This window comes from Streptomyces sp. NRRL S-455 (genome assembly GCF_000717875.1).
In the GTDB taxonomy this organism is placed as follows: Bacteria; Actinomycetota; Actinomycetes; order Streptomycetales; family Streptomycetaceae; genus Streptomyces.
Genome location: NZ_JOCT01000002.1, coordinates 262,728 through 278,472, shown reverse-complemented (window position 1 = coordinate 278,472; position 15,745 = coordinate 262,728). Strand labels below are relative to the sequence as shown.

Annotated in this window: 15 protein-coding genes and 1 pseudogene; 5 read left to right on the top strand and 11 right to left on the bottom strand. The window is 72.4% G+C overall.

Annotated elements, in window-relative coordinates; all coding sequences use genetic code 11:
• Window positions 1-41: 41 nt before the first annotated feature.
• From hypE to IE97_RS41910, 6 genes and pseudogenes are all read right to left on the bottom strand, one after another.
• Window positions 42-1,076 (bottom strand): hydrogenase expression/formation protein HypE, encoded by a 1,035-nt coding sequence (hypE, locus tag IE97_RS0103855; protein ID WP_030230949.1) that lies wholly within the window; start codon window positions 1,074-1,076, stop codon window positions 42-44.
• A gap of 20 nt (window positions 1,077-1,096) precedes the next feature.
• Window positions 1,097-1,777, bottom strand: a pseudogene (locus IE97_RS39780) (hydrogenase formation protein HypD); the annotation flags it as partial.
• The gene (locus tag IE97_RS0103845; protein WP_030230946.1) at window positions 1,774-2,439 is read right to left on the bottom strand and encodes a CBS domain-containing protein; all 666 of its coding nucleotides are present in this window, start codon (window positions 2,437-2,439) and stop codon (window positions 1,774-1,776) included. The gene IE97_RS0103845 and the pseudogene IE97_RS39780, both read right to left, overlap by 4 nt.
• Before the next feature lie 34 nt (window positions 2,440-2,473).
• A complete protein-coding gene (locus IE97_RS0103840) occupies window positions 2,474-2,674 on the bottom strand; it encodes a hypothetical protein (RefSeq protein WP_030230941.1) in 201 nt (66 codons plus the stop codon).
• Window positions 2,675-2,704: 30 nt separating this feature from the next.
• Entirely contained in the window at window positions 2,705-3,163 is a 459-nt protein-coding gene (locus IE97_RS0103835) for a Crp/Fnr family transcriptional regulator (protein WP_030230932.1), read from the bottom strand.
• Window positions 3,160-3,336 carry a hypothetical protein gene (locus tag IE97_RS41910; RefSeq protein ID WP_158708227.1) on the bottom strand — a complete coding sequence of 59 codons (177 nt, stop codon included), beginning with the start codon at window positions 3,334-3,336 and terminating at the stop codon, window positions 3,160-3,162. Before IE97_RS41910 ends, IE97_RS0103835 begins: the two co-directional genes overlap by 4 nt.
• Before the next feature lie 327 nt (window positions 3,337-3,663).
• Between IE97_RS41910 and IE97_RS0103825 the strand changes: the two genes are divergently transcribed.
• The 4 genes from IE97_RS0103825 (at window position 3,664) to IE97_RS0103810 (ending at window position 8,947) form a co-directional block, all read left to right on the top strand.
• The gene (locus tag IE97_RS0103825; protein WP_030230929.1) at window positions 3,664-4,536 is read left to right on the top strand and encodes a universal stress protein; all 873 of its coding nucleotides are present in this window, start codon (window positions 3,664-3,666) and stop codon (window positions 4,534-4,536) included.
• 407 nt (window positions 4,537-4,943) lie between these two features.
• Window positions 4,944-6,014, top strand: a complete 1,071-nt coding sequence (locus tag IE97_RS0103820) for a zinc-dependent alcohol dehydrogenase family protein (protein ID WP_030230926.1) — start codon at window positions 4,944-4,946, stop codon at window positions 6,012-6,014.
• 214 nt (window positions 6,015-6,228) lie between these two features.
• Window positions 6,229-7,887 carry a GAF domain-containing sensor histidine kinase gene (locus tag IE97_RS0103815; protein WP_324608006.1) on the top strand — a complete coding sequence of 553 codons (1,659 nt, stop codon included), beginning with the start codon at window positions 6,229-6,231 and terminating at the stop codon, window positions 7,885-7,887.
• 154 nt (window positions 7,888-8,041) lie between these two features.
• Complete coding sequence (locus IE97_RS0103810; RefSeq protein WP_030230924.1) at window positions 8,042-8,947, top strand: universal stress protein; 906 nt, start codon at window positions 8,042-8,044, stop codon at window positions 8,945-8,947.
• A 46-nt stretch (window positions 8,948-8,993) separates the two neighbouring features.
• Here the strand turns inward: IE97_RS0103810 and ppk2 are convergent, their stop codons facing one another.
• The 5 genes from ppk2 to IE97_RS0103785 all read right to left on the bottom strand — a co-directional run bounded on the left by ppk2 (window position 8,994) and on the right by IE97_RS0103785 (window position 14,828).
• The gene (ppk2, locus tag IE97_RS0103805; RefSeq protein WP_030230921.1) at window positions 8,994-9,797 is read right to left on the bottom strand and encodes a polyphosphate kinase 2; all 804 of its coding nucleotides are present in this window, start codon (window positions 9,795-9,797) and stop codon (window positions 8,994-8,996) included.
• Between the two features lie 22 nt (window positions 9,798-9,819).
• A complete protein-coding gene (locus IE97_RS0103800) occupies window positions 9,820-10,323 on the bottom strand; it encodes a flavodoxin domain-containing protein (protein ID WP_030230918.1) in 504 nt (167 codons plus the stop codon).
• A gap of 12 nt (window positions 10,324-10,335) precedes the next feature.
• Entirely contained in the window at window positions 10,336-11,067 is a 732-nt protein-coding gene (locus IE97_RS0103795) for a CBS domain-containing protein (RefSeq protein WP_030230914.1), read from the bottom strand.
• Between the two features lie 39 nt (window positions 11,068-11,106).
• Entirely contained in the window at window positions 11,107-13,803 is a 2,697-nt protein-coding gene (locus IE97_RS0103790; RefSeq protein ID WP_030230911.1) for a GNAT family N-acetyltransferase, read from the bottom strand.
• A gap of 140 nt (window positions 13,804-13,943) precedes the next feature.
• Entirely contained in the window at window positions 13,944-14,828 is an 885-nt protein-coding gene (locus IE97_RS0103785; RefSeq protein WP_199809788.1) for a universal stress protein, read from the bottom strand.
• A 385-nt stretch (window positions 14,829-15,213) separates the two neighbouring features.
• On the opposite strand from IE97_RS0103785, the gene IE97_RS0103780 reads away from it, so the two are divergent.
• Window positions 15,214-15,741: a DUF3592 domain-containing protein gene (locus tag IE97_RS0103780; RefSeq protein ID WP_324605817.1), complete on the top strand. Its 528-nt coding sequence runs from the start codon at window positions 15,214-15,216 to the stop codon at window positions 15,739-15,741.
• Window positions 15,742-15,745 lie beyond the last annotated feature (4 nt).

Below are 15,745 nucleotides of genomic sequence, written 5' to 3'. Positions count from 1 at the left end.
ACGCCTGTCCATGCCCCATCGCTCGCCCCTACGGCGAACCGTCAGCAGATGCGCGGCAGTTGTTCGCCCAACGGCATCTCCACCACGCGCCGGGCACCGACCAGGGTGCGCAGGGCGACCCGGCCCGCCGGGCCGGACGAGGACACCTCACCGATACGCACCGCTTCCCGGCCCTCGGGCAGCGACCGCAGCACGGCGAGCGCCTCGTCGGCCGCCGCCGGAGCGGCGAACGCCACCAGACAGCCCCCGTTCGTGACGACCAGGGGATCGAGGCCGAGCAGATCGCAGGCGGCGGCGACGGGGCGAGGCACCGGAACGGCACTCTCCTCGATCTCCACCGCGACCTGCGAGTCACGGGCGATCTCGTTCAGGGCCGCCGCCAGCCCTCCCCGGGTCGGGTCGCGCAGACTGTGCACCTGCTCGCCAAGAGGCGCGAGGGCGTCCACCAGGTGGTGCAGGGGGCGGCTGTCCGAGGCGATGTCGCTCTCGAAGCCGAGTCCTTCGCGCGTGGACAGCACCGTGGTGCCGTGCAGTCCGATCGGCCCGGACAGAATCACGGCGTCCGCGGGGCGGGCGAGCGCGGCGGACGGGCGCAGGGCCAGATGCCGCTGTCCGACCCCCGTGGTGTTGACGAAGATCCTGTCCACGGCGCCGCGGCCCACCACCTTGGTGTCGCCGGTGACCACGGGCACACCGGCGTCGCGAGCCGCCTTGCCCGACGACATGACGACCCTGTGCAGTTCGTCGAGCGGCAGCCCTTCCTCGATGATCAGCGCCAGCGAGAGGGCGACCGGCCGCGCTCCGCGCATGGCGAGGTCGTTTATCGTGCCGTGCACGGCGAGGGAGCCGATGTCGCCGCCGGGGAAGAACAGCGGGCTGACGACGAAACTGTCGGTGCTGATCACCAGGTCCGGGTGCCCGGGCAGCAGGGCCGCGTCCTCCAGGGGGCCGTGCGGTCCGTCGACGGCGGGCAGCACCAGCGCCTCGAGGAGTTCGGCGGTCAGCCGGCCTCCCGCACCGTGACCGAGCAGGACGACGTCGTCCTCGTGATGGGGGACGGGGCGGGCGAGGGCCATGGCTGAAGCACCTCCTTCGTGCGGCCGGCGGCGTCGAAGCGCGGGTACTCCCCGGCCAGTTCCAGTCCGCTGCCGGGCAGCTCGCCGATGCCCCGCCAGGCACGGTCGGTGACCCGGAACACGGTGCGCACCGCGCCCTGCGCCTCGGTGTTGCCCGAGCGGCGCACGGCCCGCACATACTGGTTCTCGACCTCGCAGCGGCCCTGTGCCAGCTGACGCACCGCCATCAGGACACCCTCCAGCGGATCGAGCGGTTCGCAGCCGGTCACCACGATCGGCACGCGGTACTGGTCGGCGATCGGCTCGTACTCGCGCCAGCCCATCACCGCGCACACGTGACCCGTGGCGAGGAAGGCCTGCACCTCACAGTCGGGGTCTCGAACCCGACCGCGAGGAAGACGACCTGACGGTCCGGATGGTCGTGTGCCGTGCGCACCGCGTCCATGGGCGTGTACACGACCTGTACGTCCGCGCCGCGCGCCCGCAGGGACAGCAGGTCGGTGTCCGTGCCGCACGGGGCAGCCAGGGCCGTGGATCATGCGGGGGCCGGCGGGCGGCAACTCGTCGACGCCCTGCCGGACCAGGGTGTGGGTCTGGCCGTAGACCTCCATGATCCGCCAGGGCGTCGTCGCGGTGCGGCGCAGCTCGTCGAGCAGCCGCCGGGCGAGCGCCGGGTCGCGGTGTTCGGCGAGGTACTTCATCCGGGGTCCCGCACGCTGATCCCGCCGGACAGGGCCATGTCGACGTCGACGACGCCTTCGACGGAACGCACCATGCGGGCGGCGATGGGCACCAAGGACGTGTCCCTGATGTGCCCGGTGAGGGTGACGACGCCGTCGGCGACGTCCACCCGGACCGGCTCCGGTGCGGCGGGGAAGAGCGGGGCGAGGACCTGCCGGCGGATCTCCTCGGCGATCTCGTCGTCGGTCCGCAGGAAGACCTTGAGCAGGTCGGCCCGGCTGACCACGCCTTCGAGGAGACCCTCGTCGTTGACGACGGGCAGCCGCTTGACCTTGCGCTGGGCCATGACGCGGGCCGCCTGCGCGAGGGTTGCTCCGGGATGGACGGTGACGGCCGGGGTGCTCATCAGATCCGCGGCGGTCATGCCGCCGGCCTTGGCCAGGTCGGACAGGCGGCTCATCTGCGTGAACCGGTCGGGATCGCTGTCCCGGAACTCCTCCTTCACCAGCAGATCGGCCTCGGACACGACGCCGATCACCCGGCCCTCGCCCTCCAGCACGGGAAGGGCGCTGACCTTCCACTCCTGCATGAGCTCGACGACGTCCTTGAACGAGGCGTCACGGCCCACCGCCACGACGGTGTGGGTCATGACGTCGCTGACGATGTGCGGACTGGTGTGCATGGTGCCCTCCTCGGGCGTCAGGAGCGGTCGATGGTCAGGTCGGGGAAGTGAGCGCCGTCTCGACGGTCCGGACCAGGTCGTCCTCGATGGCGCCCTGGTTCTGCGCGGTGGGCGGTACGAGGCAGGCATCCGTGACGGTGCCCTGACGAGGCGGCACGTCGACGTGAGGGCGGGCCGGAGGCCCGTACGCGGCGATGATCCGCGGGGCCTCGTCGACCGCGTACACCACGTCCACCGGTCACCTGATAGGGCACCGGGACGTCGTTCATGCCGGGGCCCCGCTGCCGTACGGGGCGTACAGGTCCAGCAGCCTGATGCGGGAGGCCTGCAGCCGGTGGGCCACGACCCGTCCGACCCAGGTCGCGACAGACCGGCCGAACTCCGGATCCTGCGCGCACGCGGCCCTCACGGCCTCAGCGTCGAACTCCCAGGCACGGACAGGGCTGAGCGTCTCGGCACCCAGCTGCCACACGTACGGGGCGTAGTGCCAGGACCAGCCGATCAGCTCGCCGTGGCCCAGGGACTCTATGACGGCGGCCCGCCGGCCGGGCACGTGCAGGTCGAGGAGGACGGTTCCGGTCCGGATGATCCAGAACCGGTCCGCGCGCCGGCCCTCTTCGAAGAGGCGCTCCCCGGCTTCGAAGGAGACCTCACGGGCGAGGCGCATCAGACGATCGCGGTGCTCGACCGGAAGAGCCATGGAGAGCGTGGTCGTGGACGTCATCGTTCCGTCTCCTTCTGCTTCTCGCGCCGCAAGCGGTCGGCGAACTCGTCGTGGAGCGCCGCGGCTTCCTCGGTGATGTCGATGCCGACCGGGTACCAGGTGACGCAGCGTCCGCAGACCAGGGCACTCAGCCCGTCCTTGTCCCGGACGGCGGTTGCCGCGCTGCTCGTCATCGCCGCCCTCCGGATCGCGATTCGGCTCCCTGTTGCCAGCGTGTTCCGCACGGGGATGCGACACCACGGGCCGCAAGGGCCTCCTCATGGGGCCCTTCGGCCTTGTTGAGGGCCGGCGTGACTCGTACGGCGGGTCCGGCAGGGCCGAGCGGCCCCTACCGGCGCGGTGACCGGGGTCAGCGGGGCGCGGCCGGTCGTCCGAGGTGGGCCGAAGGTCCTTGCCGGGGGCCGAACCGCCCCTGTCGGCCGAGGGGGCGGGGTGCGACCGTGACAGTTGAACCCCTTTGCCACACCACGTGGCAGCCCGAGAGATTGGCGGTGGGGATCATGGAACTGCCCTTGGTCGTGGGCGTCGACGGGTCGGACGGCAGCATCCTCGCCGTCGACTGGGCGGTTGACGAGGCCGCACGCCACGGTCTGCCGCTGCGCCTGGTCCACGGCTCCCTGTGGGAGCGGTACGAGGGCGCGCTGCCGTCACTGAGCCGGCGGCGGCCGTCGGAGCAGGTGATGGCGCAGCACATCGTCGCTTCCGCCGAGGAACGCGTCCGGCGGCTCAACCCCGAGGCCAAGGTGTCGGCCGAGACGGTGGCCGCGGAAGCGGTCTCGGCCCTGCTGAGCGAGAGTGACAACGCCTCCGCCCTGGTGACGGGCTCGCGCGGGCGCGGAGAGCTGCAGGGAGCGCTGCTGGGCTCGGTGGGTCTCGCCGTGGCAGCACGCGCGTACTGCCCCGTCATCGTGGTGCGGGGCGACAAGGCCGGACTCGCCGGGACCCACCGGCGGATCCTGCTCGGTGCCGGAGACCCCGACACGAGCGGTGAGGCCGTCCGGTTCGCCTTCCGGGAGGCCGACGTACGTGGGTGCGTGCTCGATGTCGTCCGCGCCTGGCGCTTCCCGGCGCGGACGGACGCCGGGCGACAGGCTCCGGCGGCGGAGCCCGCCGAGCACGAGGCCCAGGCCTCCGAACTCGTCGACACGCTGGTCGGCGAGGCGACGGCCGACCACCCCGGTGTGCGGGTGAACCGGGTGACGGTCGAGGGACCGGCCCGCACGGTGCTCGTGAACCGCTCGGCCGCCGCCGACCTCGTGGTCGTCGGCGCACGGCGGCGGTCCGGCCACTTCGGCCTCCAGCTCGGCCGGGTGAGCCACACCCTGCTCCACCACGCGGCCTGCCCGGTGGCCGTCGTCCCCCAGCGCGTCTGAGGCGCGTACCTCCCGGCGGTCGTTCCGTCGCTCTCGGTCAGGCCCGGACGGGCCCGTCAGCATGACGATGTCGTCGGCCGCCAGCGTCCCGAGCACGGCATGTGCGTGCGTGGTGTCGCCGTACTCGTTCCCGCGAGGCGGCGCAGCCGGGCCGCGGAGAGGGAGTTGTTCATGGCGTACCTCGGTCGGTCCGGTGCCGTGTCCCTTGCGTCGGTCCCCGACCATCACATCGCGGCACACCGTGCCGACGGCAGGGGATACCCAGCCCTGTCACAGGGCCGCCCGGCCCAGGCGAGGGCCACCACTCTGGTCAAAGATGGATTTACGGGGCATCCGCTATGCGCTCCGGCCCGCCCCAGCGATGTGCCGACACCAGAACGAAGGGCCGGAGGCGGAGAGGAACGGCCATGAAGGGCTTCGTTTTCCACGGCCCCGGGCAGTCCGCCTGGGAGGAGCTCGCGGACCCGGGCATCAAGGACCCCACGGACGTCATCGTCCGCGTCGACGCCGTCACCATCTGCGGAACCGACCTGCACATCCTCAAGGGAGACGTTCCGGAGGTGCCCTCCGGGACGGTGCTGGGCCACGAAGCGGTCGGCGAGATCGTCGAAACCGGCAGCGACGTACGCACCGTCCGCCCGGGCGACCGGGTCCTCGTCTCCTGCATCACCGCCTGCGGCCGCTGCCGGTTCTGCAAGGACGGCGCGTACGGCCAGTGCCAGGACGGCGGAGGCTGGATCCTCGGCCATCTGATCGACGGCACACAGGCGGAGTACGTCCGCGTGCCCCACGCGGACCTGTCCGTGCACCGGCTGCCGGGCGCGCTGGAGAACGAGGACGCGGTGCTGTTCGCGGACATCTTCCCGACCGCCTACGAGGTGGGCGTGACCAACGGGGGCGTGCGGCCCGGTGACACGGTCGCCGTCGTCGGAGCCGGGCCCATCGGACTCGCCGCGATCCTCACCGCACGGCTGTACTCGCCGGAGCGGATCATCGCCGTGGACCTCGCCGACTCCCGGCTCGAGGCCGCCCGGCGGCTCGGTGCCGACGCCGTCGTCCCCGTGCGCGACCAGCCGGAGCAACTCGTCGCCGACCTCACCGACGGCATCGGCGCCGACGTGGTCATCGAGGCGGTGGGAGTCCCGGAGAGCTTCGAGATGTGCACCCGTATGGTGCGGCCCGGCGGCCGTGTGGCCAATGTCGGCGTCCACGGCAAGCCCGCGACCCTGCACCTGGAAGAGCTGTGGATCAAGAACGTGACCATCACCACCGGTCTGGTCGACACGTCCTCCACGCCCATGCTGCTGAGGATGGCGGCATCCGGCCGCGTGCCCACCGCGGCACTGGTCACCCACACCTTCCCCCTGGACCACATGGAGGAGGCCTACGAGGTCTTCGCACACGCTGCCGACACCGGCGCGCTCAAGGTCGTGCTCGGCGAGCAGCGGCACGACGAGGTGGCTGTGCCGGCGGCGTGAGTACACGGGGGCCTCCGCCCCGTGAGCTGGTCAATGACCACGGCCGGTACGACAATGAGGGGGTCGAGCCCCGGCTCCGGTCGGGTGCTACCGCCGACCGACCGCTCGCGCCCCTGGACGTCGCCCTTCGTGGACCTGGAGGAGGACCGTGGCAAGCTCCGGCGAGTCGCAGACGCCCCGGGTACGGCTGCCGCAGCTCAGACTGGACGAGCTCATGGAGGAACTCCAGGCCCGTCTGGACGCGGCTCGGGGCACCCGCGACAGGGTGCACAGCCTGCTGGAGGCGGTGCTCTCGGTCGGCCGCGAGCTCGACCTCGAGCAGGCGCTGCGGAGCATCGTGCAGGCGGCGGCGACACTCGTCGACGCCGAGTACGCCGCCCTGGGTGTGATCACGCCGGACGGCAAGGGGCTGTCGGACTTTCTCACCGTCGGTGTCACCGACGAGCAGATCGCCGAGATCGGGCCCTACCCGGAGGGCCTCGGCATCCTGGGCGAGCTGATCCGTCACCCCGAACCGCTGCGGCTGGCGAAGATCTCCGAGCACCCGGCGTCGTACGGATTCCCGGCCCGCCATCCGCCCATGAACACCTTCCTGGGCGTCCCGATCCGGGTGCGCGACCAGGTCTTCGGCAACCTGTATCTGACCGAGAAGCGCGGCGGGGCACAGTTCGACGAGGACGACCAGTCCGTCCTCGCCACGCTCGCCGTCGCGGCCGGAGTCGCGATCGACAACGCCCGCCTGTACGAGGAGTCACGGCTGCGTGAGCGCTGGCTGCAGGTCAGCGCGGAGATCAACCACAGTCTGATGTCCGGCAGCGAACGGGGCGAGGTGCTCAGGCTGATCGCCGAACGGACCCGGGAGATCACCTCGGCGACGCTCGCGGTGGTCGCCGTTCCCGTGGAGGGTGTCGGCGCGCTGACCGTGGAACTCGCCATCGGGGAGGGCGCCCACCAGCACACCGGACGGGTGCTGCCGGTGGAGGGCAGTCTGATCGGCCGGGCCTTCTCCAGCGGAAGCCCCGTCACCAGCGCCGACCTGTCGAAGGACGAGAGGGTTTCCGCCGACCCCGCCCGGGTGAGCGGCCTCGGTCCGGCCGTGGCCGTTCCCATCGGCAAGGGCGCCGGTGCCCGGGGGGTCGCGCTGCTGGTCCGTGAGGTGGGCCAGCCGGTGTTCACGGAGAAGGAGACCCAGCAGCTGCAGGTCTTCGCCGGGCAGGCGGCCGTCGCCATGGAACTCGCCGAGCGCCGCCAGGACGCCGAGCAGATCGCGATGCTCCAGGACCGCGACCGCATCGCCCGCGACCTGCACGACCTCGCCATCCAGAGACTGTTCGCCACCGGCATGACCCTGCAGAGCGCCGGCCGCTTCATCGAGCACCCCGAGGCGTCGGAACGGGTGATGCGGGCGGTGGACGACCTCGACGAGACCATCAAGATCATCAGGTCGACCATTTTCGGCCTGCGGTCACACGAGACCGACGGCGGCTCCGGCCTGCGCTCCCGCGTGGTGCGCGCCGTCGGGGAGACGGCGCCCCTGCTGGGCTTCGCGCCCAGTCTCCGGATGGAAGGGCTTCTCGACACCCAGGTGCCGAAGGAGATCGCCAGCCACGTCATCGCCGTCCTGTCGGAAGCGCTGACCAACGTCGCTCGGCACGCCCACGCCGGGCGAACCGACGTGGTGCTGGAGACCGACGGCCGCGAGGTGCGGCTGTCGGTGACCGACGACGGCGTGGGCATCCCGCCCGGCGGGCGCCGCAGCGGACTGCGCAACATGGCCGAACGGGCCGAGCAACTGGACGGAACGCTGGAGGTGACGGCCCCGGCCGGCGGCGGCACGTCGCTGGTGTGGTGCGTGCCCGTCAAGCAACCCTGAGCCCCCGGTGGCGCCCGGAGACAGCGGGAACCCGGGCGCGACCGGCCCTTCGGCGATGGGGCCGAACGGCCCCGGTCCGGGACCTGCGCCCCCTGCACCGCACCGCTCCTCGGCGCGAACCTGAGGACGGATACCGATTCAGGAGGTGGACAGCATGTTCCGCTGCATCATGGTGGGCCTCGACGGCTCGTCCGAGAGCCGGGCTGCCGCGGAGTGGGCGGCCCGTGAGGCGAAGCTTCGTGACCTGCCCCTGCGGTTGGTGCACGTCTGGGCGCCTGTTCCGGAACCCATGGCACAGGCACCGCTCCTCGGAACGGAGACCCTGCAGCACTGGAGCGAGCGGATACCGCGCGAGGCCGCCGACGGGGTCCGGTCGCGTCACCCGGGAGTCGACGTGACCGTGGTCCAGCTGAACGGGCTGCCGGGCGATGTCCTGGTGGACGTGGCGAGGGACGCCGAACTGCTGGTCCTGGGCTCCCGTGGGCTGAGCGGGATCGGAGGGTTCATGGTCGGTTCCGTGGGCCAGGCGGTCATCGCGCGCACCGAGGCGCCGGTGGTGCTGGTGCGGTCCGGGGAGCAGGCGGCGGACGAGCACGCCATGGACCCGGCCGGTATCCCGTCCGCGGCGACGCGGTTCCGCCCGGTGCTGCTCGGCCTGGACACCCACAGCCCCGACGACACGGTCGTCGCGTTCGCGTTCGAGGAAGCGGCCCGTCGGGACGCCTCCCTGCGCGTCCTGCACGCCTGGAACCCCCCGCCCTACACCATCTACGGCCTGTCCGACCACGCGAGCCTGTACGACGAACTCGCCCGGGAGCAGGCGGCCGACCTCACCGAGGCGCTGCGCCCCTGGCGGCAGAAGTACCCGGCCGTCGAGGTGATCGAGGCCTCCCGAGCGGGCAGCGCGGCGGACCAGCTGGTGAGCTCGTCCCGTTATGCCTCGCTGGTCGTCGTGGGCCGGCGGATACGGCGCAGCCGGTTCGGCGTGCACATCGGCCCCGTCGCGCACGCCGTGCTGCACCACGCCGTCGCCCCCGTCGCCGTGGTGGCACACGCGTGACGACCCGTACCCGTGCCTCCGGGCCCCGTGCCTCCGGGAGGGACGCTCACAGCCCCGCCGCGTGGTCGGGGACATAGGTCTGCAGGTCGCGCGGTGGGCGCTGGTAGCCGGTCGAGGGCGGCCGGTCCGGCAGGTCCAGCACCGGAGGCGGCACCTCGCGGTACGGCACGGAGTCCAGCAGGTGGGCGATCATGTTCAGCCGGGCGCGGCGCTTGTCGTCGCTCTCGACGACGTACCACGGTGCCTCGGGGATGTCGGTGTGCACCATCATCGTGTCCTTGGCCTGGGAGTACGCCTCCCAGCGGGTGATCGACTCCAGGTCCATCGGTGACAGCTTCCAGCGGCGCAACGGATCCTTCAGACGCTTTCGGAAGCGCTCCTGCTGCTCGGTGTCGCTCACCGAGAACCAGTACTTGCGCAAGCGGATGCCGTCCTCGATCAGCATCCGCTCGAAGATCGGGCACTGGCGCAGAAAGAGCTGGTACTCCTCCTGCGAGCAGAAGCCCATCACGTGCTCGACACCGGCCCGGTTGTACCAGGACCGGTCGAACAGCACGATCTCCCCGGCGGCCGGCAGGTGCTCGACGTACCGCTGGAAGTACCACTGGGTGCGTTCGCGCTCGGTGGGCTTCGGCAGTGCGGCGATGCGCGCGATCCGGGGGTTGAGGTGTTCGCTGACCCGTTTGATGGTGCCGCCCTTGCCGGCCGCGTCCCGCCCCTCGAAGACGACGACCAGCCGGGCGCCCTCCGCGCGCACCCACTCCTGGAGCTTCACCAACTCCGTCTGCAGGCCCAGTAGTTCCTTCTCGTACGTCTTGCGCGGCACTCTGACCGCCTTCTTCTCCGTCATGTCGCCTCCCGCTACGCGGATTTCAGCCGTCGGGCGCTTCCAGGTCCCGGGCCACCATGGCGGCCCAGGCGCCGATCCGCTCGAAGTCGCGGTAGTCGCCGCCCTTTCCGGATTTGACGATCATCCGGGCGATGCGCCCCTTGACGTCGCCCTCCAGGCGCCCTCCGAAGGTGACGTGACCACGAGGGTCGATGCGGTACATCACGCGCCGCACCCCGGGCGCCGGCGGGATGTCCCGCTCGGACGCCGACGGGTCGAGAGGTCCGCTGCTGAACAGCCACACCGGCCGCTCGGCCAGGGCCTGGCGGTGCCGCCGTGCGAAGCGGCGGGCGTCACGCTGCCAGCGGCCCCCGTAGAGACCACCGCCGAGGACGACCGCACCGTACGGCGTGACGTCGGCGACGTCCGCGGCGGGCCGCACGGTCACGTCCAGCCCTTCCTTGGCCAGGATCTCACCGACGTATTCGGCGATCTCGGCCGTCGATCCATTGGTGGAGCCGTAGGCCACCAGCACTGTCTCGTTCATGATCAGACCTCCTCACGGCCTGCGTTGCCAGTAGTAGGGGAGCCCGTGCAGGGCCGGCTCTCCGGGCGACAGCCGGGAGTCGTCGAAGCGGTAGGTGAGGTGGTCGACGACCCCGACCACACCATCCGTCCGGCGGCACATCTCCACCGCCGTGGTGGCCTCGACACGCCGTTCCAGCTGTCCGGCGAGGATGACCACGCCCTCGTGGACGTCCACGTCGACGGCGTCGGGCGGCAGCCACAGGGCCCGCTCCAGCACCTCGTTCCTGATCGCCCCCCGGATCTCCGCGTCGGGACGCAGGAAGACCTGGAGCAGATCGCGGCGAGTGACCATACCGACGAGCCGCTCCTCGTCGTCGACGACCGGCAGCCGTTCGACGCCGTGGTGTGCCATGACGCGGGCCGCCTCGGCGACGGTCACGTCGCTGTGCACGGTGATGGCCGGACGGGACATGAGCTGCCCGGCCGTGCGGGCCTGCGCCTTGGCCTGGCGGGCGCGCGATCCCGGCGTCCAGCGCGGCCGGCGGAACAGCCGTCGCGGCTCCGACGGGTCCCGGGCCTCCGCCTGCCTGGCCATCAGGTCCGTCTCGGAGACCACTCCGAGGACCTTCTCGTCGTCGTCCACCACCGGCAGGCCGCTGATCCGGTGCTCGGCGAGCAGCCGGGCCACCTCCTTGAACGGCGTGCCGTACCCGGCGCGCACGACGTCGGCCGTCATGAGCGCGCCGACCTTGTTGTGCCTCATCGTGTTCCGCCTCCTTCAGTGGTGCACGGACCCGCGGGTTCAGCGAAGCCGGCGCAAGTAGGGGTCGTGGGCGCGGCGCGGCAGCAGCCGGATCCGCGCGTCGAGGGCGGTGACGTGCTCCGGCCGGGCGAGGACCGGATCGAAGTCCGCCTCGGCCAGTTGCGGCAGGTCGCCCGCCATCCGGGACAGCCGCAGCAGGAACTGTTCCAGCCCGTGGAGGTCGACCGGGCCGGTGCCGTCACGACCGGAGAGGAGCGGCGCGCAGCGCGGGGCGGTGATCAGGTCGTGCACGTCCTGGTCGGTGAGCGGGGCCGGCCGCGCCGCGTGGTCGGCCAGGACCTCCGCCGCCGTGCCGCCGAGCCCGAACAGGACCAGCGGCCCGAACACCTCGTCCTGCACCACGCCCGCGAAGAGCTCGATGCCGCGCGGAGCGAGCGGCTGCACGACCGCACCGGTCATGATGTGGCCGAAGCGGACGTCGAAGTCCCGGAAGGCGGCACGCACCTGGGCGTCCCCGCGCAGGTCCAGGTGGATCGCGTGGCGGGCCGTCTTGTGCGCGAGCCCCGGCCAGGAGGCCTTGAGGACGACATGACCGTCCGGCCCCTTGAGCCGGTCGGCGGCCCACACGGCCTCGTCCTCGGTCTCCACCCAGGCCCACGGCGACTGCGGGATGCCGTAGCAGTCGAGGAGTTCGGCGCAGGTGCGCGGGTCGAGCCAGGCGCCGTCGGGATGCCGCCGCAGGAATCGGTCGACGACCGCCCGGCCGCGCGAGGTGTCGACGCCGTCCAGGGCCGGGACGGTGCCGGGCGGTCGGGCCAGCCGGCGGGCGCGCTCGGCCGCGTGGGCGAGGGCACGGGCGGCTGCCTGCGGGTCGGCGTACGCCGGCACCTGGCCGTTGTCCGCAGCCAGCAGCCGCACCGGCACGTCCTGGTCCAGCAGGACGGCGGCGATCGTGCGGGAGCGGCGTGCAGGAGCCCGGGTGAGGGCCCTGACCAGTACGTCGCCGGTGGCTGCCGCGACGGCGGTGGGCACCAGCGCGACGAGGACCGCGTCGACACCGTCGCGGGCGGCGAGCCGGTCCACGCAGCCACGCAACTGCTCCTCGGAGACCGCCGCCGTCGCGTCGACCGGGTTGGTGGTGCTCGCTCCGGGCGGGAGCACGGTCAGCAGGTCGTCGACCAGGCCGGGCGGCAGCGGGGGCAGGTTCAGTCCGGCCTCCGCGCACGCGTCCGCGGTCAGCACACCCGCGCCGCTCGCGTTGGTGACCACGACGACCCGGCCCGCGGCGGGCAGCGGCTGGGAGTGCAACAGGGCGGCGGTCTGCAGCAGTTCGGGGATGGTGCGGGTGGCGGTGATCCCGGCCTGGGCGAAGAGGGCGCGCCGGGTCATGGTCGTCGTGGCGGCCGCCGCGGTGTGCGAGGCGGCGGCCCGCCGGCCCGCCTCGGTACGGCCGGCGTCGACGGTCAGGATGGGCATGCGGCGGGTGACGCGACGGGCGGTGCGGGAGAAGGCGCGCGGATTGCCGAAGGACTCCAGGTGCAGCAGGGCCAGGTCGGTGCGCCCGTCGGTCTCCCACCACTGGAGCAGGTCGTTGCCGCTGACGTCGTACTTGTCGCCCAACGAGACGAAGCTGGAGACGCCGATGCCGAGCCGCTCCAGTCCGCCGAGCAGGGCGATGCCCACTCCGCCGGACTGGACGGCGACACCGGCGCTGCCCGGTGCGGGGTGGGCCGCGGCGAAGGTGGCGTCGAGCCGCACCCGCTCCTCGGTGTTGGCCACACCGAGGCAGTGGGGGCCGACGAGACGCATGTCGTGCTCGCGGCAAGCGGTCAGCAGGGCACCGGACTGGTGGGCGTCGAGACCGGAGGAGACCACCAGCAGGGCACGGACACCGAACCGCCCGCACTCCCCGGCGACCTGTGCGACGTGTTCGGCGGACACGGCGATCACCGCGAGGTCGGGGATGCGCGGCAGGGCGCTCACGGCCGGGTAGGCGCGGACGCCGAGGACCGGCCTCGCCGCCGGGTCGACCGCATACAGGGGTCCCGTGAACCGGCCGGTGGACAGGTTGTGCAGGACCGCCCGGCCCACCGAGCCGGGCCTGCGACCCGCCCCGACGACCGCGACGCTCCCGGGACGCAGCAGCGGCACCAGGCTGGCCACGTCCGCGGCCTGCCCGCGCCGCTCGACGCTGCTGCGGTACTCCTCCGTGTCGTCCAGGGGGATCACGCAGTGCACTTCCGGCCCCTCGAACCGGCGTTCCGTACGCAGACCCAGGTCGGCGAAGACCTTGAGCACCTCGTGGTTCTCGGCGAGCGCGTCCGCGGCGAACGTCCTGATGCCGTGGGCGCGGGCGGCGGAGACCAGATGCTCCAGCAGCAGCGTGCCCACTCCGCGGTGGTGGCGTCCGTCGCCGACCGCGAGCGAGATCTCCGCGCTGTCGGACGCCTCCCCGCAGCCCGTCTGGTACTCGGCTATGCCGATGATCCGGCCTCCGCGCTCCGCGACGAGCGCCCGGTAGCCGGCGCCCTCCGGCTGGGCGACCCTCGCGGCGGCCTGCTCGGCGGAGCGCCGGCTCACGGCGAAGAAGCGCAGCCGCAGGTTCGCGTCCGACATCGCCGAGTACAACCCGAGGACGGCCTCCCGGTCGTCCGGCCGCGCGGGCCGTACGCACACCGTCGTGCCGTCGGCGAGGAGGGCGTGCACCCGTTCGCCGGATGCCGGGATGACGGTCATGGCATGCCTTTCGTCAGCGGGGCCGCCCTTTCAGCCTCGGCCTCGCGAGGCCGCGAGCCGATGGGCCGGTCGGGCACGGGGAAGGACCGACGGTCCCGGGACGGGGCGTCACGGCAGCGGCTCGCGGCGACTGCGCACCCTCAGCGGCGCTCTCCCCGTACGACCGCGACGGGACAGTGCGCGTGGTGCAGCACCGCCTGGCTGACCGACCCCAGCAGCAGCCCGGCGAATCCGCCGCGCCCCCGCGTGCCGACCACGACCAGCTGAGCCGAGCGGCTCGCCTCGATGAGCGTCTCCCGCGTCCCACCGTGCACCACCCTGGGCTGCACCGTCACACCCGGATGGCGCTCTTGAGGGCCCGCCAGGGCCTTGGACAGCACCCGCTCCGCCTCCTCGGCGAGGGCTTCCGACGGATTCGCGTACGGTGTCGCGGCCTCCTGCGACGCGGGCATCGTGCCGCTCCACGCGGTCCAGCAGTGCAGGGCCACCAGCGGCGCGTCCCGCACCGCGGCCTCGGCGAAGGCGAAGTCGACGGCCCTCCGCCCTGCCGGCGAGCCGTCGACGCCCAGCACCACCGGTCCGTCGCTGTGCGGCGGCTCGCGCACGACCAGGACGGGACATGAACCGTGCGCCGCCAGATGCACCGCGTTCGACCCCACCAGCAGGCCGACGAACCCGCCCCTGCCCCGGGACCCGACGACCATCAGATCCGCGTTGCGCGACTGGGCCTCCAGAACCGTCAACGGCTCGGCGGCGACCACGACATGACGCACATCGACGTCCGGCGCCGCCGCCCGCGCCCGCTCGACCGCCTCGGCCACCAGCACATCGGCCCTGTTCCGCTGATCGCCTTCCGGTGGCCCCGGGTGTGATGCCCCCGACGACACGAGCGCCGTTGGCGGGACGATCGCGTGCACCACCCGCAGCCCGGCCCCGCGCGAGCGCGCCTCCCGCGCGGCGACCTCAGCCGCGGCAAGACTCGACGCCGAACCGTCCACGCCCACGATCACGAGACCATGCACCATGTCTCCTTCGTGCAGATGCCGACACCGGTTCACCCTCCAGGTTCACCCCGGTGAAGCTCGCCTGCCTCCAGGAAGCGGCAGGGCGGTGAACGGCGCGACGTGTCACCCCGAGTGGGCGACCTTCCCTGACCACATCCAACGCGTCGGCTTTGCCCCAGAGGTCACCCGGGCACTCTCCGGAGCCGGGGCCGTCCGAGGGGACCGAAGTCCGGGCATGCCGGGACCTTCGGCCCTGTGACCGAGCGCGCTGCCGTTCGAAGGTGGGACCAGGTGGTGGAGAACGGATCAGCGACCTGCCGGAGGTCGGCTCATGAGCACGTCAGGTTCGCCGAACACATCAGGTCCGCCGCCCCGCAAGCACCACGGGGGAGCGCGGTCGAACCCGTTGAGGCGCCCGTCCGACAGGTTCGAATCCTGGTTCCGCCGGTTCCTGATGATCGTCCTCGTCGTCGGACTGCCGCTGGCCGCGATCGGCGCGGGGCTGACGGCCTACGAGTCCACGATGCGTACCGTGCACGCCCAGAACGCGCAGCGACACGAGGTCACCGCCCGGCTGACGTCGAGCGTCGCGGACGACGGCGAAGCGACCAGGCAGCCGGCGCAGGTCCGCTGGGCGGAGGAGAACGGCACCGTCAGGACCGGAACCACCCTGGTCAAGCCCGGAACGCCCCAGGGCGCCACCGTACGGATCTGGGTGGACCGGGACGGAACCGTCACGGACCGGCCGGTTACGGCGGCCACCGCGTGGAGCAACGGCTGCTTCCTGGGCGGCATGGCGGCCATCGGCATGTTCATCGGCGTCTACGCGGTGCGCGCGGGTGTCGGCCTGGCCCTCGACCGGAGGAGGTATGCGCAGTGGGACGCCGAGTGGGATCTGCTGGAACCGCGGTGGTCCGAGCGCTTCCGCCACTGACCGG